Genomic DNA, 21,587 nt, shown 5'->3' with positions numbered 1-21,587 from the left:
CTCCTTGAGGAGGTGCAGCGGCTCGCGACCCGGTACTCAGCACGACCCCTGGTCTGGCGAGGGGCAAGGTCCGCTGACTGGCCGCTACAGAGTTCGCTTCATCGAAGGCTCGCGCAGTTATTCGGGCGAATGCCCTCGGAATCCGAGATGGTTCGGGCGGAGAACCAAATACTCAGGCGGGCGCGGTACGACTGGCGCTTCGACAATCTCAGTGCGATGGAGATTTCGCTAGCTTGCAGCATTACGGCGGCCCGACGCGGCTCCACGATGTCACGGCCAACCCGCTCATTGCGGCCTGGTTTGCGGTCGAGTCCGCGGACGCCGATGAGTCGGTTGGAGCACGCATTTTCGCATTCGCCTCGAAACGGTCGCCAGTTCATCTCCGTGGCAGATGGGCAGAGCGCTACCCGTGGTGGTTTCAACTCCGAAATGACGTCGAACGGATCGCCGCTGATTGGGGGACCGGCAAACGAGTTCGATCAACCGCCGGCTCGGGCAGATCGAACGACGGTCAAGTACCAGCGGCTCCGGCCCGATGTACACGTTGAGGATTGCGCCCGATGCAATCCCCGAAATCGCCGATCAGCTGCAGCGGATTTATGGCTATCGCGCATCGTCGATCTACGCAGACATGAGTGGGCTGTCGACATTTCTTACCGAGTCGCCGCACTCGCTCGTTGATGATTGGGGACCGCATGATCACCCTCACGACTAATGCGGGGAGTCACGCCCCGATTGGCGTCAGGACCGAATAGCCCCCACCGGTCGAAGCGAGTTCAAGGACGGTCTCGTCTGACTCCGTCAAGAGGGGAAGGCTCTCGGGAGCCGCATGAAGTGAGCGCGCGAGACGGCCGAAGCTGGAGCGTGCCGCAAGTGTCGTCTTGCCTGCGATCGCGATCGGCACCTTGCTTGCATCGATCTGCAGCACGTTCAGGTCATCGAGGAGCGAAACAAGTTGTGTTTGGCGGTTGGCAAGGTTGGACAGCTCTTTGCGAAGAACGCCCTCGATTTCGGGGAGCGATCGGTCGCCATTCGTATATTCGGCAGCCACCTTCTCGAGGACGACAACCCGTGCGCGGAGGGCGAGCGCCTCGTACGTCTGAATGACCATCTGCTCGAACTCTTGAGCTTGATTCTCCCGCTTACCGACTAGCGCTCTCATCAGTTCTGGGCCGTAAACGCGGTCGTGGTTCTCGTACTTTTCGGCAATGCCTGACCAGCGATCGAGGCGATCGATATAGGTGTTCGTGAGCGAGTCCAACTCGCCAAAAGCGTGGGAAGCCGAGGAGATTGAAGGAATGTGGGCACGATCGAGCAGGTACCCGGCCACCTTCTCTGCCTGCTGGGATGCTGTCGTGAGAACGGAACGCTCCTGGTCGTCCATACGCACCCTCAGATCGATGACAGCGGACTTGATCGCGTCAAGCTTCTTGTTCATCTGGTGTTGAGCGAGCATTTCTCCCGCAACTGCGAGCCCAACCGTCGCGATCAATGGGCCGGCCGCGAGAGTCGCGCCAGCACCAACTGCGGCTGGTACCAGTCGCGCATGCCCTGCAATTTTGGTGGAGCCGGCCGCCCGCACGATGCCCCGGAAGCCGCCACCGACGGCCGGCACGAGGTCACGAGCGACGGACCCTGTCGGCATGACGATCCGGTACAACCCGCTTTGCGAGGCTACTTCGCCGGTCCTGCCGACGGCCTGGCTGATTGCTTTGGCGAAAACTCCCGACGTTTGAGCAACCATTCCCGCGGCTGAGCTCGTCACATCTGAAGGCGCCCGATTGATCATGAGCGCCTCTCTATTGAGGAGCATCCGCAGCATCGTCTCAGTGCTGGGCTGCGGGTCGCTCATGGGGATGAGCGGAACGACAACGGCGTCTGCAGGTTCCACGGTGCCTCCGGATGATCGTGTGCAGTACATATTGCCAGTACAAGAAAGAACGACTGGCATCCGATACGGCGAACCGGGAAGTGTCGCTCGAAACGGCGAACAGGAACGCACGTATTCATAACATGAGGGCATGGAGGACATTGACATCGACTTCGACATGCGATCCGACGCCAACGGCCGCGACCCGGACGCTGCAAGCCCCACGCTAAGGCGTTACCACCAACTGCTGTGGAGCAAGCCGCTGCCGAACGGGCACCGCCTCCAGCTGCGCCCTGGAACTCGCGGTGTATACCTCCGACATCAATCTGAAGAGATCGGCGTCCACACCGTCGCGAGTGACACGATCGTGACATCTCACCGGGGAACACTCCGTGCTCTCTATCAGCAGATGTCGCCGGAGGAAAACGCTGACTTCCATCGGCGCGGATACTCGATTGGCGGCTCCATCGTCTTCCCGGTTGGAGGCGGAACGGGAGGATGGAGCATCAACCAGCACCGTGGAATGAGTCCACGCATTCGCGATCGATTCGACCTGACGCTCGAGTGCATTCGGCGCTTTTACCGGGGAGATTCGAGTCCGCTGGAAGCTACTCTCGACCGCTACGCACGTTTCTTCGACCTCTTCGTGGACTTCTCCGGATATGTGACGTTCTTCCACCTGCAGGATCTTGTCAGCGAGACAGGCAAAATCGCATTTCTCTCGCCTTTCGACGGCTTCGACGGCGACGTGCTTCCGCGGTCACTCGCGCAATACGCGGCGTATCGTGAGGCCACGCTCCGGTTCGTCGCTGCACGCAACCAGCGCATCAGGGCGTGGCAGACCGGGACGCGGTAGAGGCGACTGACCGCACGTCGGCAGTGTGGCTCGAAGAGGGGCCGGACACCGAACAGGCGTATTCATAACATGGGAGCATGGCTTCGAGGGCGCCCCAACAGCGTTGTCCCCGTTGTGGCGCACTGGTACGGGTCTCGCGCCGCGGCGTTCTTCGAGATCATCTCTTCCAGCGGTCGACGTGTGCACCATCTTCCGCCCTCACGTTTGCGCCGAAGGGCACAGTCGCCCCGATAGCGCTCGGTGTGCAGGAAGTCCCCGACCCCGTGCGGGAGGACCCGAACCCAGACGAGTGGACCTCCGCACCCGCGCCCTCGACGCTCGACGGCACGTACGCCGGCCCAGCGCTGAGATCGTGGCAGGCGACCGCTCTTGACCGCTGGCGCGCCGCGGGGCATCGGGGCATCGTCGAGGCGATCACGGGTACTGGAAAGTCGCTGGTGGGCGTCGCCGCGATCCACGAAACAGTTGTCGTAGGCGGGGGAAGGGCGCTGGTTCTGGTCCCCACCAGGGCGCTGCTGAAGCAGTGGGCGTTGACGCTGAGAAGGTACCTTCCGGGCACCTCCATTGGATTGCTCACCGGCGGGCAAGCGGACACTTTTCGCGACCACGATGTCTTGGTCGCGACGATTCAGTCGGCGTATCGGGCGCAGCCCATTCCTATCAGCCTCGGGCTTGTCGTCGCCGACGAGGTGCACCGCTACGGCTCACAAGCCTTCTCGAAAGCGCTACACAAGCGCTACGAACGCAGGCTCGGCTTGACGGGGACGCTTGAGCGCCAACTTGACGAAGGCGTCGAACAGTACCTTCTGCCGTACTTCGGCAAGGTCACATCCTCCTACGGCTACGCGTCCGCACTCGAAGACGAAGTCGTCGCGCCGTTCCACCTAGCGCTGATCGGGGTCGAATTCGCCAGCGCGGAAGCACACGAGTACAAGCAAGCCCGCGAGCGGTGTAGCGATGCAATGACGGACTTGGTCGAGCATTTCGACTATCCCACCGAGTGGAGCGCCTTCTTCGCAGCGGTTAACGCGCGCCTGACCCGCGACTCGTACTGGGACGAAGAGCGACAACTCTGTTCCTCTTACATGAGCGCCTTCGCCGAACGGCGGCGACTAACGGCGGAAGCAGAAGGGAAGGAATCATTCGTCGGCACCGTGGCGCCGGAGTTGGCGGATATGTCGGGGAGCCTGATCTTCACGGAGACTAAAGAGAGCGCGCGACGGCTCGCATATATCGTCGACCGCCACACCTCCGCTTTTCCGTTGACGAGTGATTCCTCGGCGATAGAGCGTGACGAGACCATACGCGCGTTCGAGCATGGGCGACTCAAGGCGTTGTGCGCGCCGCGCATCCTCGACGAAGGGATCGACGTTCCCGAGGCGGAGTTTGCGATGGTCGTCGCCGCAAGCCAGACGCCGCGACAGATGATTCAGCGAATGGGACGCGTCATCCGGTTGAAGAAGGATGGGCGGCCCGCCCGAATTGCGATTCTCTACGTTCGAGAGACCGGCGAGGACCCAGCTCGTGAAGGGCACTTTGGTTTCCTGGAACAGGTCCGCCCTTTGCTGCATCGGAGTGGATGGGCGATGCGGCGGATGTCGCCGGTTTCCGGCGGTGGTTGCATACGGACGGGTTTGCCTGAAGGGCAAGCGCTCACGCCGCAGAAGATCCACCTTCGGGGCGGTTCGCTCGGAAATAGTCTAGATCGCGTGCGGTGTGGGCGACCAAGCGGCGGGTTCATCAAGGACGGGGGACGGGAGAACTGCCGCTACGACGATGCGCTTGCGCGTCGCGGTCTCTCGAATTCGGCAGGTCGCCCGTGAAACTCCGTTTCGCCGCCGTCCCGTGGCACGTCCCTCGGTCGTACGCACCGCGCCAAGGATAGGTGGCCCAGCGCCTGGGCTACGCTTTTGGCGTGGATTTCTGGCAGATTCTCTCGAGCCTCGCAACCGCGGTTACAGCCCTGGCGGTCGTCTTCGCGGCTGGGCAGCTGCGAGTGGCGCGCGAGCAGTCCCATCGCGACTTTGAGAATCTCTACGTCCAGCGCTACTGGAGTTTGCTCGACAAGTTCAGTGTCGATGCCACCCTTGAGGAAGCTCGGACTGCTGCCACTCCTTCCGATCGTGCGATAGCGCTCAACTACATGCGCCTTTGCGAAGACCAACTAGATATGAGGCGGCTCGGTCGGATTACCCATCAGACTTGGGGATTTTGGTCCGGGGCCATTCGGGAATCAATGTCTGAACCCTCATACGTGAAGCTCCGCGACGAATACCCGTCCAGCTTCGGGCAGATTCGCGCCTTCATGGTGAGCGGAGATGACCCTTTCAAGGGCAATCGATTTGTCGCGTGGCTAGGCGGTCTCTGAACTTCACATGCGTCACTGGCGCCTCGTCGGCGGTAGCACTCACCGGCCGGCTCGGCTGATTTCCTCCCTGATGCCGCCACGTCCGGAGCACGGGAGATGTCGGCGGCTGCCAATACGGTCTTCTCTAGACGCGTACGACCCAAAACGAGCTGCTCAGTTTCCATACTGATAGATTTCTGAGCAGCTCGTTTTTGATTGGAGATCGGTGAAGCCCGAAGAAACTGTGCGGCAAAAGGTGATCGCGAACCTCGAAGCGATTGGCTGGGCGCGCGACCGCCTGCGGTGGAAGCCCGAGTGGGCGATTCCGGCCACGCCTCACGACCTCTCCAAGCGCGAAAAGGGGCAGAAGTACGTCATCGCCGGGAGCGCCGATCTCGTCGCGTTCGCCGATGACAGCGCTCAGTCGTACGCACTTCAGGTGATCTTCGAGTTCAAGGCGCCCGACATCGACGCGGGGCGCGAGCAGCTGATGCGGTATCTGTCGATGGAGCCCGTGGCCAAGCTGGGCTATTGGACGAATGGCACGTCCAGCCTTGCGATCTACAAGCAGCACGCCAACGACTGGCTCTACGTCGAGAACGCACCGCTGCCTCATCCTGACGACGATCTGACACGGCCTCCCAAGCACCCGCTGACCTGGGGGAGGCTCACGGTGCCCAGCGAAGCCGAGCTCAGCGCAGCGCTGAAGCGCCTCGTCGCGACGGTCGTCGTTCAAGACTCGCGTGCGACGCGACGCGAGGACCAGTTGCGCGAACTCCTCCACGTGATGCTCGTGAAGCTCGACAACGATGCTCACTTCTCAGCTCCCCGTCGCGCCGACGAGCAGGTCCGCTTCCGTGTCTACGGTGACGAGCACACGCGGGTTGCGAAGACTGCTGGAGCCATCCGGAAGCAGTTCAAGGACTACTACGCGAAGCATCAGAACGACGTGTTCACCCAGGATGATCGTGACGACATCCAGCTCACCGATGAGACGCTGTATCGCGTCGTCGCCGAGCTCGCGGGGTACCGGATCCTCGGCGACGACATGGAAGTCCTGTCCAAGGCGTTCCAGGTGTTTCGTGCGAGCGCGCTGAAGTCGGGTGAAGGGCAGTTCCTGACACCCCAGCGGGTCATCCGGCCGTGCGTGATGGCGCTCGAGATCACCTCGGACGACACCGTCATCGATCCCGCCTGCGGGACGGGCGGCTTCATCCATGAGGCGCTTCGCCAGGTGAAGGAGAACGAATTCCCCGACGAGAGCGACACGCACCGGCTCGTCACGTATGCCAACGGCAACCTGTACGGCGCGGACATGGACAGCATCGGAGTCAAGCTCACCAAGGCACTGATGATCGCGTTCGGGGCGGGAGCGACCCATGTGCTGCAGGGCGACTCGGTTCGAACCCGCAATTGGGCATCCCACTTCCCGCACATGCAGCAGGAGCTCGGGAGCGGAAAGACGCTCGACAAGGTCGCCCGCAAGTTCACCGTCGTGGTCACCAACCCGCCGTTCGGGGAGAACCTGAAGGTATCCGCCGCCGACGCGCGCGCGAGCAAGTACACCATCTCCCAAGCGGCGGCGGCCGGGAAGAAGGCGGACTACGTCGACCTCGAGATCGGCCTGATCTTCCTAGAGCAGGCCTTCCGGCTGCTACAGGTCGGGGGACGCGTGGGCATCGTGCTTCCGGAGACCTACTTCTTCTCGTTCAGCTACCGCTGGCTGCCGAACTGGCTCGAGGGCCGGCTGAAGCTCCGGGGGATGGTCAACATCGCGATGGAGGCATTCGAGGAGTTCTGCCGCGCGAAGACGAACTTCTACATATTCGAGAAGGTCGGCGAGCCGGCCATCGTCGACGCCGAGGCCGAAGGAGTGGCAGCGTGATCCACCGACCATCCTGGTTCCGAGACGACGAGGTCATGGTTTCGACGGCACCGACCTGCGGGCTGACGAAGGGCGGCCGCCTGCTCCCGAAGGTCGACCGGACGACGGGACTGCGGGTCCAGGAGGTGGACCCGGAGACGGGCGAAATGGTGGACGCCGTCGATGACGAGCTGAAGGCGGACATGGAAGCGCTCCGCGACGGTGAATCGACTCCGACGCTGCGTTTCGTGGATGCGGCCGAGGTCTCCATGCGTGCCGCTGTGCCGACCTACTACGACCGTCGCTACGACGTGGCCTTCGACAAGGCCATGATGTCCGACGAGTTCGACGGCTTCACGTTCATGACCATCGGGGAGATGGTCGAGGCGGGGCTCCTCACCATCCGGAACGGCCATGGCTCGCCGACGCAGAGCGTGCGTGTGGGCACTGTTCCGTACATCAAGGTGAGCGACCTGCGGGCCGGCCTGATGAACATCAACCCCACCAACCGCGTCCCGCTCGCCGTGGCCGAACGGTTCTGGAAAGGCAAGACGTCCGGCCTGGCCGCGTGGGATCTGATCTGCCCCGAACGCACGTCCAAGAACATCGGTGACTTCTGCATGATCATGCCGGGCCAGGAGCAGGTGGTGACCACCAAGGAGGTCATCGTCGTGCGACCCGGTGCGAAGGCGGTGTTCGATCCCTTCTACCTCATGTGGGCGCTGACACTGAACATCGTGCGGGACCAGTGGCGTCGGGTGATCTTCATGCAGACGAACCGCGAAGACGTCGGCGAGCGGTATCGCGAGATCCGGGTACCGGTGCCGCGCGATCAGGAGCACGCGAACGAGGTCGCGAGGCCGTTCCGCGAGTATTACGAGGGCATCGCGAAGTCCCGGGACAACCTGCGCAAATACTTCGACACGCACGCTGATCACCACTTCTTCCTCGGCACCGCGACGGAGCCGGGGGAGGACGAGGTGGAGGAGATTGAGGAGGATATCGCGTACGCGGAGGAGTTGACGGCTTAGCGGCGGCGAGGTGCTGCTGCGCCGATCGGACGTCTGCGGGCCCGGGTTGAGTAGAGTGCGTCCCGTGGACGATCACGTCGGGGAGTGGTTCCTCTCTCGCGCAGAACGGGGCAACCCCGCAAGTGACATCCAATCGGGCGATGGCGGCTCCGCATCCTGGTCCGAAGGCAACCACGTGCGTCCCCTCATCCACGGCGCCACCTACTTCGCCCGCCTGCACGCCGAGCTCACCGCCCTCCGCCGCGGTGACCGCGTCTTCTTCACCGACTGGCGCGGGGATGCCGACGAACGTCTCCTTCCCGACGGCCCGACCATCGGCGAGTTGCTTGCAGGTCTGGCCAAGGATGGCGTCGAGGTGCGCGGACTCGTCTGGCGGTCGCATGGGGAGCGCGTGAAGGCGCCGATCAGCGGCGCCTCGAACGAACTCCTGGGGCGGGAGGTCAACGAAGCCGGTGGGGAGGTGCTGCTGGACCAGCGGGTGCGGGCGTTCGGGTCGCACCATCAGAAGTTCTTCGTGATTCGGCATCGCGATGACCCCACGCGGGATGTCGCGTTCGTCGGCGGCATCGATCTGAGCCACAGCCGGCGCGACGATGCCGAGCACCTGGGGGACCCGCAGGCGGTGGAGATGGATCCGCGCTACGGCGAACGGCCGCCGTGGCACGATGCCGCCCTCGAGTTGCGTGGGCCGGTGGTCGCGGACGTGCTGGAGGTGTTCGCCGAGCGGTGGAACGATCCGCATCCTTTGGATCACCGCAATCCGTACCGGATGCTGCTGCAGGCGTTCGCGCGCATGCCGCGGCATCCGAAACCGCTGCCTGAGACCGCCGCGCCGCCTCCGCCGGCCGGGTCGCACGCGGTGCAGCTGCTGCGGACGTACAGTCCGAAGCGGCCGCCCTTCCCGTTCGCGCCCAAGGGGAGCGCAGCGTCGCGCGCGCATACGCCAAGGCGTTCGAGCGGGCTCGCTCGCTCATCTACATCGAGGACCAGTACCTGTGGTCGCCCGAGGTCGCCTCGAGCATCGCGAAGGCGCTCGTGCGCAACCGAGAGCTCCAGGTCATCGTGGTGGTTCCGCGGTATCCCGACCAGGACGACACACTCGCCGGGCCGCCCAGCCGACTCGGGCAGCAGCGCGCGATCGCGAAGCTGCGGCGCGCGGGCGCGGATCGGGTGGGCGTCTTCGACCTGGAGAACCGCGATGGGACGCCGATCTACGTCCACGCCAAGATCTGCGTCGTCGACGACACCTGGGCGACGTGCGGGTCCGACAACTTCAACCGGCGCTCGTGGACCACAGACAGCGAGCTCACGTGCGCCGTGTTCGACACCAGCCGGGACGAGGCGGATGCGAGCGCCGGGGGATTCGCGCGCGGCCTTCGCCGTCAGCTGTGGGCGGAGCACCTTGGTCTCGCGCCAGACGACCCTCGCTTGGAAGACAGCCGCGACGCGCTCGCCCTCTGGAAGGACACAGCGCACGCTCTCGATCGCTGGCACGCGAACGGAGGCGACACGCCGCGGCCTCCGGGCCAGATCCGCCCGCACCGCGTCGAACGCATCACCCGCCTCCAGAGCCTCTGGTCGGATCCGTTGTACCGCGTCCTTCTCGACCCCGACTCGCGCCCCCGCCGGCTGCGCGGCACCTCGATCTTCTGAGCGACGCAGTCACCGGCGCGGCGACGACCCTCGCTGCGCCTCCAGCTCGATCCACCGAGTGATCACATCCACGACGTACTCCCGCTCGCGCGGCGTCAGCTCGTGCCCCTTCGGGATGCCGTGGTTGATCTGCAGACACGTCCGGCAGCACGTCGCGGTCGCGTGCTGTGCACGGAACACGGGATGCCCGCCCCACGGCGTCTGCTTTCCGTCCTTTTCAGGGAACGCCGGCGCGAGCCGAGTGTCGATGAAGTCCCGCGCATGCTGCCGCATCACCGCCATCCCGCGCGACGCCAGGTACTCGCGCTCGACAGGACGCAGGTGGAACTTCGCGCGGAACGGGATGCGCCCGATCCGCTCGATCCTCGCGTCCAACTGGTCCTGATCCACGATCGTCGACCCTACCGACCGCCACCGACAGCGACACCAACCGGCTCGGCGCCGAGAGCCGAGGCAAGGTACGGGGCCGACGCACTGTCGCGCGCGCGAGCCACCTCCGAGGGCGTCCCCGCGGCGACGACGGTCCCGCCCTCCTCACCCGCACCCGGGCCGAGGTCGACGACATAATCCGCCGTGGCGACCACGCGCATGTCCAGCTCCACCACGACAACCGTGTTGCCCGCGTCCACCAGGCTCTGCAGGTGGTCGATGAGGCGGTCGGCGTCGGCGCAGTGGAGGCCGGAGGTCGGCTCGTCGAGCACGTAGAGGGTGTCGGCGCGTCGGGCGCGCTGCAGTTCGGAGGCCAGCTTCACCCGCTGGGCCTCGCCGCCGGACAACTCCGTCGCGGGCTGGCCCAGCCTCAGGTAGCCGAGTCCGACATCCACGAGGGCGGTCAACGAGCGCATGATCTCGTCCTCGCCGCCGAAGAAGGCGTGGGCCTCCTCGACGGACATCGCCAGGATCTCGGCGATGTTGCGATCCCGCCAGGTGATCTCGAGCGTTTCGGGGTTGTACCGGGCGCCGCGGCACTCGGGGCAGACGGTGTAGACGGACGGGAGGAACAGCAGTTCGACCATGACGGCGCCTTCGCCCTCGCAGGTGGGGCAGCGGCCGCCCGCGACGTTGAAGGAGAAGCGGCCCGGCCGGTAGCGGCGCGACCGAGCCGCCGGGGTTTCGGCGAACCGACGTCGGACGTGGTCGAACAGGCCCGTGTAGGTGGCGACGTTGGATCGCGGGGTGCGGCCGATGGGCTTCTGGTCGATGTTGACGACCCGGCGGACGCCGCCGAGGTCTCCGGAGATGGTGCCCTCCAGCACTTCCGGGGCATCCGCGAGGAGCAGGTCGTCGGTCTCCGGAGCGTCGTCGCTCACTGCGACGGGGCGGCCCAGGTGCTCGCCGAGCAGGGCGGGGAGCACCTGGCTGACGAGGCTGGACTTCCCCGACCCGGAGACGCCGGTCACGGCGGTGAACGCCCCGAGCGGGAAGGAGACGGATGCGCCGCGCAGGTTGTTGCGCGTGACGTCCTCGAGCGAGATCCATCCCGTCGGCGACCGCGGAGTCCGGGGAGCGAGCCCGCGCTCGCCGAGGAGGTAGTCCCGCGTCACCGACTCGTCCACGTCGGCGAGGCCGTCGGGCGGTCCGCTGTAGAGGACGCGGCCGCCGCGTTCGCCGGCTCCGGGTCCGATGTCCACCAGCCAGTCCGCGTGCCGCATCACCTCGACCGAGTGCTCCACCACGAACAGGCTGTTGCCACGCCTCTTGAGTCCGTCGAGGATGCCGAGGAGCGCGTTCACATCCTGGGGGTGGAGGCCGGCCGAGGGCTCGTCGAGCACATAGACGACGCCGAACAGCTCCGAGCTCAGCTGCGTGGCGAGCCGCAGCCGCTGCAACTCGCCTCCCGACAGGGTCGGTGTGGTCCGGTGCAGGGACAGGTACCCCAGCCCGAGGTCGATGATCGGACGCAGCCGCTCCAGCAGCTCGGCGGCCAGCCGTTCGGCCGCTGCGCGCTTCTCCGCCGACTGGTTCGCGGTGCGCCGGACGTCGGGGGCGGCGGCGTGCGAGGCCCCGCCCGCGGCGATCCTCTCATGTACTGCCGACCGTCGCGCCTCCTCGCCCAGCGCCGCGCCGGAGGTGGCCGACGGCTCCCGGGACGCCGCGACCAGCGCCGCGAGCCGGCCGGACAGCTCGTGCAGCGGGAGCCGCGAGAGCTCCGCGATGTCCAGCCCCTCGAAGGTCACGGAGAGCGCTTCCGGCTTGAGGCGCTTGCCGTGGCAGACGGGGCACACGGCGGAGGTCAGGAACTCCGCGACGCGCCGCTTCATGGATGCGCTCTTGGTCGTCGCGAAGGTGTCGAGCACATAGCGGCGGGCGCCGACGAACGTCCCCTGATAGCTGGGCTCCATCCGGGCGCGGATGGCCTTCCGCGTCTGCGCCGGTGTGAGGCCCGCGTACACGGGGGCCGTGGGGCGCTCCTCGGTGAACAGGATCCAGTCGCGGTCCTTCCGCGGCAGGTCGCGCCACGGGGTGTCGACGTCGTAGCCGAGGGACACCAGGATGTCGCGCTGGTTCTGCCCGTGCCAGGCGGTCGGCCAGGAGGCGATGGCCCGGTCCCGGATGGTGAGCGACGGATCCGGGACCATCTGCTTCTCGGTGACCTCGTACACGCGGCCGATGCCGTGGCATTCCGGGCATGCGCCCTGCACGGTGTTGGGGGAGAAGTCCTCGGCGTAGAGCATCGGCTGGCCGTCGGGGTAGTCGCCGGCCCGCGAGTACATCATCCGCACGAGACTGGACAGCGTCGTGATGCTGCCGACAGTCGACCGCGCGTTGCGGCCGCCGCGCTGCTGCTGCAGGGCCACCGCCGGCGGCATCCCGGTGATCGAGTCGACGTCGGGGACGCCGGCCTGGTCGATCAGGCGGCGGGCGTAGGGAGCGACGGACTCCAGATACCGGCGCTGCGACTCCGCGAACAGCGTTCCGAACGCGAGGGACGACTTGCCCGACCCGGAGACGCCGGTGAAGACGACCATGGAATCGCGCGGGACGGTCAGGTCGATGTTCCGCAGGTTGTGCTCACGGGCGCCCCGCACCCGGACATCCGGCTGGATCGCGGACGAGCTCTCGTTCGTCATGGTCCGACGGTCCGCGCATTCCGGATGGTGTGCAACCCGTTCGGGGCATTCCCTCTCAGGCGTACTGCGGCCGGCCGCCGACGCGGTAGGTGAGCGCGACGATCCCGCTCGGGAAAACCCGCGAGTCCTCCAACTTCAGGGCGAAGTCGCGTCCGGTGCGGGGGAGGAACGCCTCGCCCTGGCCGACGATGACCGGGAACTGGACCAGGTTCAGTTCGTCCACCAGCTCGTTCTCGAGCAGCCAGCGCGCGAGCGCGACGCTGCCGACGAGGAGGAGTTCGCCGTCGCCCTCGGCCTTGAGCTCACGGATGCGAGCCACCAGGTCTCCGGAAAGCACGGTCGTCTGCTCCCAGGCCGGGTCGCTCACCGTGTCCGACACGACGTACTTGGGCTTCGAACTGATCGCCTCGCCGAACCCGCCGTCGTCGCTGCGTGCGCCCCAGTAGGTCTCGAAGAGGTCGAACGTCTTGCGGCCGAGCAGGAACGCGTCCGGCCGCCGCCAGGTCTCGAGGATGTAGTCCGCCGCCTCCGCGTCACCGACGCCGATGGCCCAGCCGCCGCGGCTGAAGCCGGGATCAAGCTCCTCGCTGTTGCCGCCGTTCGCTTGGGCGACCCCGTCCACGGTGACCTGCAGGCTGACGGTGAGCTTCATGATCGTTCCCTTTCTCTCGTTCGTTCGTTCAGTGAGCCGACTCGACGGGAGCCACGGGCTTCCGGACGAACAGCGCCAGGACGACCACCCCCAGCGACAGGGTGCCACCGGCTAGGAACGCGAGGTGAGCCCCCGCTGCCGCTGCGGCGGCCGACGGGAGGTCGGGGTCGGCGGCACCGGTCGAGGCGACACCGGTCGCGTACAGGGCGATGAAGATGGCGGTGCCCGCGGCGCCCGCGACCTGCTGCAGGGTGGCGATCGTCGCGCTGCCGTGCGAGTACAGGTGCTGGGGGAGCGACCCGAGGGACGCGCTGAACGCCGGGGTGAAGAGGAACGCGAGGGACAGCATCAGCAGGATGTGCGCAGCGAGCAGCACCACCCAGGACGAGCCCTCGCCGAGGCCGAGCGCCATGGTCCACAGGGCGACCGTCAGACCGATGGAGCCCGGGATGACCAGCGGGCGCGGGCCGAAACGGTCGAACAGCCGGCCGACGGTCGGTCCCGCCAGGCCCATCAGCAGACCGCCAGGGAGGAGGATCGCGCCGACCCACAGCGGGTCGAGTCCGAGCGTGTAGCGGGCGAACTGGGGCAGCACGATGAACGCACCGAACAGGGCAACCATCGCCATCGTCATCATCGCGACCGAGACCGCGAAGTGCCGGGACAGGAACGTCCGAAGGTCGAGCAGCGCCGAATCCGTGCGCTGCAGGACGAGCTGCCGCCAGATGAAGAAGCCGAGCGTCACGAGACCGGCGGCGACGGGGATCCACGGCTGGACGGCCGCCTCGCCGACCGCGGCCGCGCCGATCTGGCTCAGCCCGAAGACGAGCGCGGAGAATGCGAGAGCGGAGAGGATGACGGACAGCGTGTCCAGCGGGACGTTGCGGGTCTCCGACACGTTCGGCACCCGGCGCACCCCGATCAGGAGCATGGTGAGGCCGATCGGCAGCATCACCCAGAACAGCCCCTGCCAGGGCAGCACCTGGATCAGCGTACCGGAGACGATGGGCCCGACCGCCGGGGCGACCGACATGACGATGGAGACGCGCCCCATCGTCCGCCCGCGCTCGTCGACGGGGACGATCGTCATCACCGTGGTCATCATCAGCGGCATCATGATCGCGGTGCCGACCGCCTGGACGACGCGACCGGCGACCAGCACCTCGAACACCGGCGACAGTGCAGCGATGAGCGTCCCCGCGACGAAGCTCGACATCGCGATCGTGAAGACGGTCCGCGTGCGCAGGCGCTGCATCAGCCATCCGGTGATGGGGATGACAACCGCCATCGTGAGCGCGAACGCCGTGGTCAGCCACTGCCCCTTGGTCGCGTCGATGTGCAGGGACTCCTGGATGCGCGGCAGCGCGACGGCCATCATCGTCTCGTTGAGGAACACGACGAAGACGGCGGCGAGCAGGAGCCGGAGGGCGGTGCGGTTACGGCGCTCCAGCCCGGGTGCGATCGGGACCGTGGTCTCGGTGGGAGCTGCGATGGTGTCGGTCTTGTCCTTCTCCTTCTCCGTCGTCGGAGTCGCTGCAAAAAATGAAGTGGAGCTACTTCACAAAATAAAGCACACTGCAATTAATGAAGTCAAGTGCTAATCTAGGACGCATGACGAACCAGCACTACGGCCAGTTCTGCGGCCTGGCGCGCGCGGCCGAGATCGTCGGCCAGCGGTGGACGCTGCTGATCCTCCGCGATCTGAGCGTCGGACCCCGGCGCTACTCGGAGCTGGTCGGGGGCCTCCCCGGCATCCCGACGAACACGCTGGCCTCCCGGCTCAAGGAGCTGGAGGACGAGGGCATCGTCGAGCGGATGGCTCCCTCCGGTGCCGAGCGCTCCGTCGTCTACGCGCTGACACCGCGCGGCGAGGAGATCGGCCCGGCGCTCGACGCTCTCTCCCGGTGGGGTGCGGGCGGGATGCGCGCGCCGCGCGAGGGGGAGATCGTGACCACCGCGTCCATCACCGCTGCGCTGAAGGTGGCTGCGGGCGATGGCGTGGTGCCGGCGGACTGGAACACGACATACGAGGTCCGCGTCGCCGATGTGACCGCCCACGTCATCATGCGAGACGGGGTCATCGTCGCGGGACCGGGGCCGATCGACAGTCCGGACCTGATCATCACCGCCGGCCCTCAGATCCGCGACGTCATGGCGGGCGAGCTGGATGCGGCCACCGCGGTGGCGACGGGAGCGGTCCAGCTCGAGGGCGACCCGGCGCTGTTCGAGCGATTCGCCGAGACGCTGCGGGTGCCGTTCAGCGTCAACGTGCCTGCCCTCGGCTGACCGGCCTCAGCTGATGCCGCCGCGCGTGAACGCGTAGGCCTCCTCCGCAAGCGACTCCCAGAGCCCGGGCGCCTCATCCGTCACGACGAGCCACTGCCGCATCGGGGTCTTCTTGCCCGCCTGGAACGGCTCACCGACGGCCGAGGCGATCAGCTCCTGCACCCGCGCAGCCGGCAGCTTCACCACGAAGCGCTCGCCGCTGGAGACCATGCAGAACACGGAGCCGTCGACGCGAAGGGCGTCGGAGCCGAATCGCCGCGGGCCACCGGTCGGGGGAGTCACGCCGGGGCGGCCGACGAAGGCAGTGACGATGTCGTCGAATCTCTCGCGGATGGTCATGGGGGGCCTAGGCGCGCTGGGCGACATAGAGGACCCCCGTTCGATTCGGGAGCGTCGGGCCGACCGTCTCCGCTTCCTCCCTCATCGCGTTCGCGGCCTCCTCGCCGAGCGTCTGTCGCACCTCGTCGAGATTCGCCAGCCACACGTCGTACATCCGCCCGAGCTGTTCGGCCCAGCGGGGGACCTCGATCCGCGCCACCACCTCCAGGCCGCCGGCCTCGATGATGGGACGCCAATCCGGTACGGCGTGGGGGCGCCCGTCGTCAGATTCGTCCGCGGTGAAGGCGTACCGACCGCCGGGGCGGAGGATGCGCGCCGCCTCGCGCACGGCGGCGACACGATCCGTCGCGAAGAAGATCGCGTCCGCGCACAGGACGGCGTCCGCGCACTGGTCGGGCAGCCCGGTGGCGACGAGGTCGCCGACCTGGAAGCGCGCGCGTCCGTCGCCCACCCAGGCGCTCGCCCGCTTGGCGGCCTCCGCGACGGCGACCGGGGACCAGTCGACGCCGATGAGGTCGGCTCCCGTCTCGCGCGCCACCCACAGGCTCACCCCGGCACGCCCGCACGCGATGTCGACGAGCGTGCCGCCCTGAGGGATGCGCAGCTGATCGACGAAGGTCTGCAGTGTCCACCGGGTGGACATCCCGTACGGGTCCACGCCGTCGGGATAGTCGTCGCCGTAGGCCTCGCGCGCCAGGCGCGCCATGATGGTGTCGGCCGCCGCGTCACCGTGGGCGGCGTCGAACTCCTCGGCGCTGACTCCTGGACGCGGGGGCACGACGGCCCCGGGGATGTCGATCGACTCCGTCACGCGGACATTCTGGCGCGCTCCGTCGTCGCCGGGAAGTAGGGCAGGCGATTCAGCGGCCGGCGCCCACCCACCGCTCGATCCGGTGGTGATCGGGTGTGAACCCGTGCTCCACTCCCCAGAGCACCGCCTGCGTGCGGCTCTCCGCGCCGATTTTCCGGTACACGCTCCGGATGTGCGACTTGACCGTATTGGGACTCAGATAGGTGAGCTCGGCGACCGCCGCATTGCTCTTGCCCTGCGTGATCAGCGCCAGGATCTCGGACTCCCGATCGGTGATCCCCTCCTTGCGGCCCGGCCAGTCGAGCTCGTCAGCGCTGCGGGCGCGTTCGGGGGAATCGCTGACGACGATCTCGCCGGCGTTGACCGCTTCGAGGGCGTCGACCAGCTCCTGTGCGGCCAGCGTCTTCGAGAGGTAGCCGTGGACACCCTGCTTGCGAGCGCTGTCCACCAGCTCGGGATGGAAGTTCCAGGTGTAGACGACGACGTGCCGCGCCCGCGGATTCTTCACGAGCTCGCCGATCTGCGCGTGACCGGACTCCGGCTGGGCGAACGCGTCGTACAGGACCACGTCGATCGGCTCGGACAAGGGCTCGTTGGCGTCGATCTCGACGACCTGCAGCCGGTCGCGGAAGTCGTCGAACATCCGCGCCAGGCCGAGCAGCACGACGTCGTAGTCGTCCACGAGTGCGATCGTGAACGGCCTGGCCGGTGCCGCCGGGGCGTCTGACATGGCGGCACATTACACCCCTAGGGGTGAAGTCGGGCGGCCCCTCCGGTGGTTGCGTGGAGGCGTCAACATCTCCACCGGAAAGGGTCGTGTCATGAACATCCTGCTGATCGTCATCGCCGTGATCGCCATCATCCTGCTGCTCACCGGAGGCTTCGTGTCGTCGCTGAACTTCCTGCTCTGGGTGGGGATCGTCTTGCTCGTCATCGCCGCGATCATCTGGCTGGTGCGGATGCTCACGGGTAGCCGACGCGTGTGAGAAGGGGCTGGGGGAAGCCCTCGGGGACAGTCGGCCGACGGCGGCGGGCGGACATGCGTCCACCCGCCGCCGTCGCACTCTAGCCTCGCCCCCGCTCGCGGTGCTAGGTTCGCGCGTGTTGTGGGGGAGACGTGGCCTATCTATCGATGAGGATAGGGAGTCAGGTCGATGAGGACATCGAACATCGCCATCCGTGTGGGCGCGCCCGCACTGCTCGTCGCGGCCTTGATCGCCGCCGGCGCCACTTCTGCCCAGGCGACCACGCAGGCCGCCCCGAAACCGCCGGGCGGCACGGTGCAGGTCGTCGTGTCGGGGCTGGACAACCCGCGCGGACTGACGTTCGGGACGGGCGGGCAGCTGCTGATCGCCGAAGCCGGGCACGGCGGAACGCTGCCGCTGGGCGGCGGACCCGAAGGCGACCAGTACGGCGGCCTCACCGGCAAGCTCGGGGTGTGGGCGAACGGCGTGCTGACGCATCCCATCACGGGGCTGTTCTCGGCGGCCGACCAGTCGGGGACAGCGGCCGAAGGGCTGGTGTCCGTCGACGCGCAAGGACGATGGGTGACGGGCCAGATCGCGCTCAACACGTCTCCCATCCCCGCGGTTCCGCCGGGGAACCCGATCGTGGATGCGGCACGGGCGCAGCTCGGGCGCACCATCGTGATCGACTCCAAGACGGGAACGTGGTCGCCCATCGCGGCGACCGGTGACGCCGACTACGCGTGGACGGCGGCGCACAAGGACCTCGTTCCCGACCAGTTCCCGGACGCCAACCCGAACTCGGTGATCACGGTGGGCAACACGCGCTACGTCGCCGACGCCGGGGCCAACATCCTGGCGAAGGTGGACAAGTACGGCTCCGTTTCGACGGTGGCGTTCATGGGCGTCCCGGCCGGTTCGGTGACGGACAGCGTGAGCACGTGCGTCGCGAAAGCGCCCGACGGATCCTTCTACGTGACCGAGCTGCTGGGCGGAACGTACGCGCCGGGCGGCGCCCGCGTCTGGCAGGTCTGGCCGAACGGGACGGCGCGGGTCAAGTGGACCGGCTTCAGCACGATCCAGGGCTGCGGGTTCGATGGCTCCGGCAACTTCTACGTGACGGAGTTCGAGGTCCACGGCCTCGGCACGGACCCGAGCGGCGCGCTGGTCAAGATCAGCCCGACCGGTCAGCGGACCACGTACGGGACCGGGCAGCTGTTCTTCCCGTCCGGCTTCGCCTTCCGGGGCGGCAGCGCGTACGTATCGAACTGGTCGATCATGCCTGCGACGGGTGGACCGAACGGGGTGAGCGGGCAGGTGGTGCGGATCAACGTGGGGGAGTGAGCGCTGCTGGGGCGCATCGTCTGAGAGGGCGATGCGCCCCTCTGCTGCCATCGACAACCGACCAGCGGCCCGCTATCGTCGCGGGTGACCGTGCGCGGAGGCCGGAGGGGCCGGCCGAAGGAGGGGGCACCGAATGTCGAAGTTCATGATCTCGTTCCCGAGTGGGGAGATGCATTTCCGGCCGGAGGAGTTCGACACCGTCGCGGCGGAGGCGCATGCGGTGATCGAGGAGATCAAGCAGGCGGGGGCGTACGTGTTCGGCGGCGGGATCGACGAGACGGTTCCACCGGTGCTCGTGTCGGCCGAGGGCGGGGTGCGCGAGGGGACATACCCGCAGACCGCGCGCCTCGAGGGCGGCTACACGATCATCGAGGTGCCGACCCGCGATGACGCGCTGCTCTGGGCGTCGAAGATCGCGAAGGCGTGCCGCTGCGATCAGGAGCTTCGCGCGTTCGCCTACGACCCGGCGTCGTAGGACAGCTCGGCGATCAGGAGTTCGTCGGCTCCGTCGGTCCACGTCTCGGTGCGGGCCACGCGGAAGCCGGCCGGCGCGACCGTCTGCGCCAGGTGCTCGACGGAGTCGAACGGCGAGTGGTCGGACCCGGGCGGCGGCGCCGCGCGGTGGCGGGTCGGGTCGACGGCGAGGAACGTCGCGGTGACGGCCCGGCCGCCGGGGCGGAGGACGCGCGCCCACTCGGCGATGGCGGCGCCGGGATGCGGGAACAGTTGCAGTCCGGTGACGCAGGTGACGAGGTCGAACGAGGCGTCGGGCAGGCGGAGGCTGTTCGCGTCGGTCACCAGCAGTGTGGCGTCGGGAAGGTGACGGCGCGCCTCGTCGATCATGCCAGGGGAGAGGTCGACGCCGGTGACCGAGCCGGTGAAGCCGCGGTCGCGGAGGGCGCGGAGGACGAGACCGGTGCCGGTCGCGACGTCCAGGACAGCGTCCACACCGTCGAGGTCGACGAACGCGGCGACCGCGGTGGCCAGCGCGCGGTGCATCGCTGAGTCGTCGTAGGTGGGGGCGCGGTCGTCGAAGCGCTCGCGGACCATCCGCAGGTGGTCGTCGACGGTTGCGGGCGCTGGGGAGTCGTGCGCGTCGGTCACGGGGGCAGCCTAACGGGGTGTGCGTGAAGGCGGCAGGGCGCGGTGGCCGCGGATGGGCTCCTCGCCGCAGACGGGCGGGCTGGCGTTGGCGCGCGTGCCGCCGACCGTGTGCTGGGCGCCGATCGGCGTGCTGACGCCGTCGAGCTGGCTGCCGACCGGTGTGATGGTTGCCGGCCGGCGCTTCCGCCGTCGACCGGCCCAGGCGCCGTGGACCGACGGGCTGGTCGCCGACCGGCCCACCCGCACCTCAGCCCGCGGCCCCCTGCAGCTTCGCGATCTCGGCTCGCGCCGCCTGCACCAGCTCCTCGTTGGTGTGGGCGTGGCCCCACAGCCCCCAGCCGCCGGGAGCGGCCTCGGTGAGGAGCACCCAGGTGCGGTCGGCGAGGCCTGCGTCGCCGGCCGCGTCGGCGACCAGCGCTGTCAGGCGCTCGACGACGGCGAGCTGCTTGTCGCGGTCGAGGGCGCCGGCGTTGGTCAGGACCTGGACGCGCACGTGGTCGCCTGCGCCGTCCACGTCGGCCAGGTAGTGGCCGGGAAGCTCGTGGACGAAGGCGGCGGTGTTGGAGCGGAACATCGGGATGTCGGGGACGGCCTCCACATCTTTCACCGTCGCCGCGGCAGCGGTGGCCAGCGCGTGCGGGTCGGCGAAGGTTCCGGCGGGAGCGTAGATGTCGATCATGGGCATGGGGGCCTCCTGGGGTCGAGGGGAGAAGTGGATGGTTCGAGCCTGGCAAGGAGCGGCATTATGATCAACGTCATAATCGCGACCGAGGAGGCTGCCGATGGATGACACCCGCGACCGGATGCTCGACGGGGCGATCCGGCTCCTGGCATCGAAGGGTGTGCACGGGGCGTCGCTCGGCAAGATGCTCAGCGAGACGGGCGCGCCGCGGGGGTCGATCTACCATCACTTCCCGGGCGGGCGGAACCAGCTGTTCAGCGAAGCGCTCGACCGCACGACCGCCTCCCACGACCGCTGGGTCGCCGCGCACGCGGGCGGGACGGCCGAGAGCGTCACGGCGGCCTTCCTCGCGTTCTGGCGCGCGGTGCTCGAAGGGTCGGAGTTCGAGTCGGGGTGCCCGGTGCTGGCGGTCACGGTGTCGGCGCCCGACGGCGAGTTGTTCGACAAGGCGGCTTCCGTGTTCGCGTCGTCGATGGAGCACCTGACCGGCCTGCTCGTGCATGCAGGCGTGGCGCGCAGCGACGCCTCCGAGTTCGCGACGGTGCTGGTGTCGTCGGCCGAAGGGGCGGTGGTGATCGCCCGCGTGCAGCACAGCGTCCGGCCCCTGGAGGCTGTCGGTGCACTGCTGCTGCAGCGGGCCCGCGAACTCGATGCGGCCGCGGCCACCGCTGCTTAAAGTTTGCGGCGGCCGACTCACCCGAACGTCGACCGC

23 protein-coding genes are annotated in these 21,587 nt (G+C 67.5%); 12 read left to right on the top strand and 11 right to left on the bottom strand.

Features of this window, described 5'->3' with window-relative positions; genetic code table 11:
• Positions 1-233: 233 nt before the first annotated feature.
• A complete protein-coding gene (locus ACRAWB_RS08470) occupies positions 234-548 on the top strand; it encodes an FRG domain-containing protein (protein ID WP_431352943.1) in 315 nt (104 codons plus the stop codon).
• Between the two features lie 176 nt (positions 549-724).
• Here the strand turns inward: ACRAWB_RS08470 and ACRAWB_RS08465 are convergent, their stop codons facing one another.
• Positions 725-1,852, bottom strand: a complete 1,128-nt coding sequence (locus ACRAWB_RS08465) for a hypothetical protein (RefSeq protein WP_431352942.1) — start codon at positions 1,850-1,852, stop codon at positions 725-727.
• 169 nt (positions 1,853-2,021) lie between these two features.
• Here ACRAWB_RS08465 and ACRAWB_RS08460 point away from each other — a divergent pair, with 169 nt between their 5' ends.
• From ACRAWB_RS08460 to ACRAWB_RS08435, 6 genes are all read left to right on the top strand, one after another.
• Complete coding sequence (locus ACRAWB_RS08460; RefSeq protein WP_431352941.1) at positions 2,022-2,726, top strand: DUF6994 family protein; 705 nt, start codon at positions 2,022-2,024, stop codon at positions 2,724-2,726.
• Positions 2,727-2,968: 242 nt separating this feature from the next.
• Positions 2,969-4,549 carry a DEAD/DEAH box helicase gene (locus tag ACRAWB_RS08455; RefSeq protein WP_431352940.1) on the top strand — a complete coding sequence of 527 codons (1,581 nt, stop codon included), beginning with the start codon at positions 2,969-2,971 and terminating at the stop codon, positions 4,547-4,549.
• A gap of 62 nt (positions 4,550-4,611) precedes the next feature.
• Positions 4,612-5,094: a hypothetical protein gene (locus tag ACRAWB_RS08450; protein WP_431352939.1), complete on the top strand. Its 483-nt coding sequence runs from the start codon at positions 4,612-4,614 to the stop codon at positions 5,092-5,094.
• A gap of 235 nt (positions 5,095-5,329) precedes the next feature.
• The gene (locus ACRAWB_RS08445) at positions 5,330-6,958 is read left to right on the top strand and encodes an HsdM family class I SAM-dependent methyltransferase (protein ID WP_431352938.1); all 1,629 of its coding nucleotides are present in this window, start codon (positions 5,330-5,332) and stop codon (positions 6,956-6,958) included.
• Between the two features lie 35 nt (positions 6,959-6,993).
• Positions 6,994-7,968 carry a hypothetical protein gene (locus ACRAWB_RS08440; RefSeq protein ID WP_431352937.1) on the top strand — a complete coding sequence of 325 codons (975 nt, stop codon included), beginning with the start codon at positions 6,994-6,996 and terminating at the stop codon, positions 7,966-7,968.
• 972 nt (positions 7,969-8,940) lie between these two features.
• Positions 8,941-9,621, top strand: a complete 681-nt coding sequence (locus ACRAWB_RS08435) for a phospholipase D-like domain-containing protein (RefSeq protein ID WP_431353164.1) — start codon at positions 8,941-8,943, stop codon at positions 9,619-9,621.
• A 9-nt stretch (positions 9,622-9,630) separates the two neighbouring features.
• On the opposite strand, the gene ACRAWB_RS08430 is transcribed toward ACRAWB_RS08435, so the two are convergent.
• The 4 genes from ACRAWB_RS08430 to ACRAWB_RS08415 are packed head-to-tail and all read right to left on the bottom strand — an operon-like array spanning position 9,631 to position 14,836.
• The gene (locus ACRAWB_RS08430; protein WP_431352936.1) at positions 9,631-10,011 is read right to left on the bottom strand and encodes a DUF4186 domain-containing protein; all 381 of its coding nucleotides are present in this window, start codon (positions 10,009-10,011) and stop codon (positions 9,631-9,633) included.
• Between the two features lie 11 nt (positions 10,012-10,022).
• The gene (locus tag ACRAWB_RS08425) at positions 10,023-12,692 is read right to left on the bottom strand and encodes an excinuclease ABC subunit A (RefSeq protein WP_431352935.1); all 2,670 of its coding nucleotides are present in this window, start codon (positions 12,690-12,692) and stop codon (positions 10,023-10,025) included.
• Positions 12,693-12,747: 55 nt separating this feature from the next.
• Entirely contained in the window at positions 12,748-13,344 is a 597-nt protein-coding gene (locus ACRAWB_RS08420; RefSeq protein ID WP_431352934.1) for a dihydrofolate reductase family protein, read from the bottom strand.
• A 28-nt stretch (positions 13,345-13,372) separates the two neighbouring features.
• A complete protein-coding gene (locus ACRAWB_RS08415) occupies positions 13,373-14,836 on the bottom strand; it encodes a DHA2 family efflux MFS transporter permease subunit (RefSeq protein ID WP_431353163.1) in 1,464 nt (487 codons plus the stop codon).
• Positions 14,837-14,955: 119 nt separating this feature from the next.
• Here ACRAWB_RS08415 and ACRAWB_RS08410 point away from each other — a divergent pair, with 119 nt between their 5' ends.
• Positions 14,956-15,630: a winged helix-turn-helix transcriptional regulator gene (locus ACRAWB_RS08410; protein WP_431352933.1), complete on the top strand. Its 675-nt coding sequence runs from the start codon at positions 14,956-14,958 to the stop codon at positions 15,628-15,630.
• A gap of 6 nt (positions 15,631-15,636) precedes the next feature.
• On the opposite strand, the gene ACRAWB_RS08405 is transcribed toward ACRAWB_RS08410, so the two are convergent.
• From ACRAWB_RS08405 to ACRAWB_RS08395, 3 genes are read right to left on the bottom strand one after another with little or no spacing between them, the layout of a single operon-like run.
• Positions 15,637-15,969: a hypothetical protein gene (locus ACRAWB_RS08405; RefSeq protein ID WP_431352932.1), complete on the bottom strand. Its 333-nt coding sequence runs from the start codon at positions 15,967-15,969 to the stop codon at positions 15,637-15,639.
• 7 nt (positions 15,970-15,976) lie between these two features.
• Entirely contained in the window at positions 15,977-16,780 is an 804-nt protein-coding gene (locus ACRAWB_RS08400; RefSeq protein WP_431352931.1) for a class I SAM-dependent methyltransferase, read from the bottom strand.
• A gap of 49 nt (positions 16,781-16,829) precedes the next feature.
• Entirely contained in the window at positions 16,830-17,510 is a 681-nt protein-coding gene (locus tag ACRAWB_RS08395; protein ID WP_431352930.1) for a LuxR C-terminal-related transcriptional regulator, read from the bottom strand.
• Positions 17,511-17,601: 91 nt separating this feature from the next.
• On the opposite strand from ACRAWB_RS08395, the gene ACRAWB_RS08390 reads away from it, so the two are divergent.
• The 3 genes from ACRAWB_RS08390 (at position 17,602) to ACRAWB_RS08380 (ending at position 19,564) form a co-directional block, all read left to right on the top strand.
• On the top strand, positions 17,602-17,766 hold the full coding sequence (locus ACRAWB_RS08390; RefSeq protein WP_167552366.1) for a hypothetical protein: 165 nt from the start codon (positions 17,602-17,604) through the stop codon (positions 17,764-17,766).
• 168 nt (positions 17,767-17,934) lie between these two features.
• Positions 17,935-19,089 carry a ScyD/ScyE family protein gene (locus ACRAWB_RS08385; RefSeq protein WP_431352929.1) on the top strand — a complete coding sequence of 385 codons (1,155 nt, stop codon included), beginning with the start codon at positions 17,935-17,937 and terminating at the stop codon, positions 19,087-19,089.
• A 133-nt stretch (positions 19,090-19,222) separates the two neighbouring features.
• A complete protein-coding gene (locus ACRAWB_RS08380; protein WP_431352928.1) occupies positions 19,223-19,564 on the top strand; it encodes a YciI family protein in 342 nt (113 codons plus the stop codon).
• Here ACRAWB_RS08380 and ACRAWB_RS08375 read toward each other — a convergent pair.
• Genes ACRAWB_RS08375 through ACRAWB_RS08365 form a run of 3 tightly spaced genes read right to left on the bottom strand, consistent with a single transcriptional unit; the run spans position 19,546 to position 20,878 of the window.
• Positions 19,546-20,193, bottom strand: coding sequence for a class I SAM-dependent methyltransferase (locus ACRAWB_RS08375; protein WP_431352927.1), 648 nt, complete (start codon positions 20,191-20,193; stop codon positions 19,546-19,548). The genes ACRAWB_RS08380 and ACRAWB_RS08375 overlap by 19 nt on opposite strands.
• 9 nt (positions 20,194-20,202) lie before the next feature.
• Complete coding sequence (locus ACRAWB_RS08370) at positions 20,203-20,433, bottom strand: hypothetical protein (RefSeq protein WP_431352926.1); 231 nt, start codon at positions 20,431-20,433, stop codon at positions 20,203-20,205.
• Positions 20,434-20,440: 7 nt separating this feature from the next.
• A complete protein-coding gene (locus ACRAWB_RS08365; RefSeq protein ID WP_431352925.1) occupies positions 20,441-20,878 on the bottom strand; it encodes a hypothetical protein in 438 nt (145 codons plus the stop codon).
• Between the two features lie 97 nt (positions 20,879-20,975).
• Between ACRAWB_RS08365 and ACRAWB_RS08360 the strand changes: the two genes are divergently transcribed.
• Positions 20,976-21,551, top strand: coding sequence for a TetR/AcrR family transcriptional regulator (locus ACRAWB_RS08360; RefSeq protein ID WP_431352924.1), 576 nt, complete (start codon positions 20,976-20,978; stop codon positions 21,549-21,551).
• The last annotated feature ends 36 nt before the right edge of the window (positions 21,552-21,587 follow it).

It is taken from the genome of Leifsonia poae, from assembly GCF_050632865.1.
In the GTDB taxonomy this organism is placed as follows: domain Bacteria; phylum Actinomycetota; class Actinomycetes; order Actinomycetales; family Microbacteriaceae; genus Leifsonia; species Leifsonia poae_B.
Note: the sequence above shows the minus strand (reverse complement) of the source record. Positions and strands in the feature narration are given on the sequence as shown.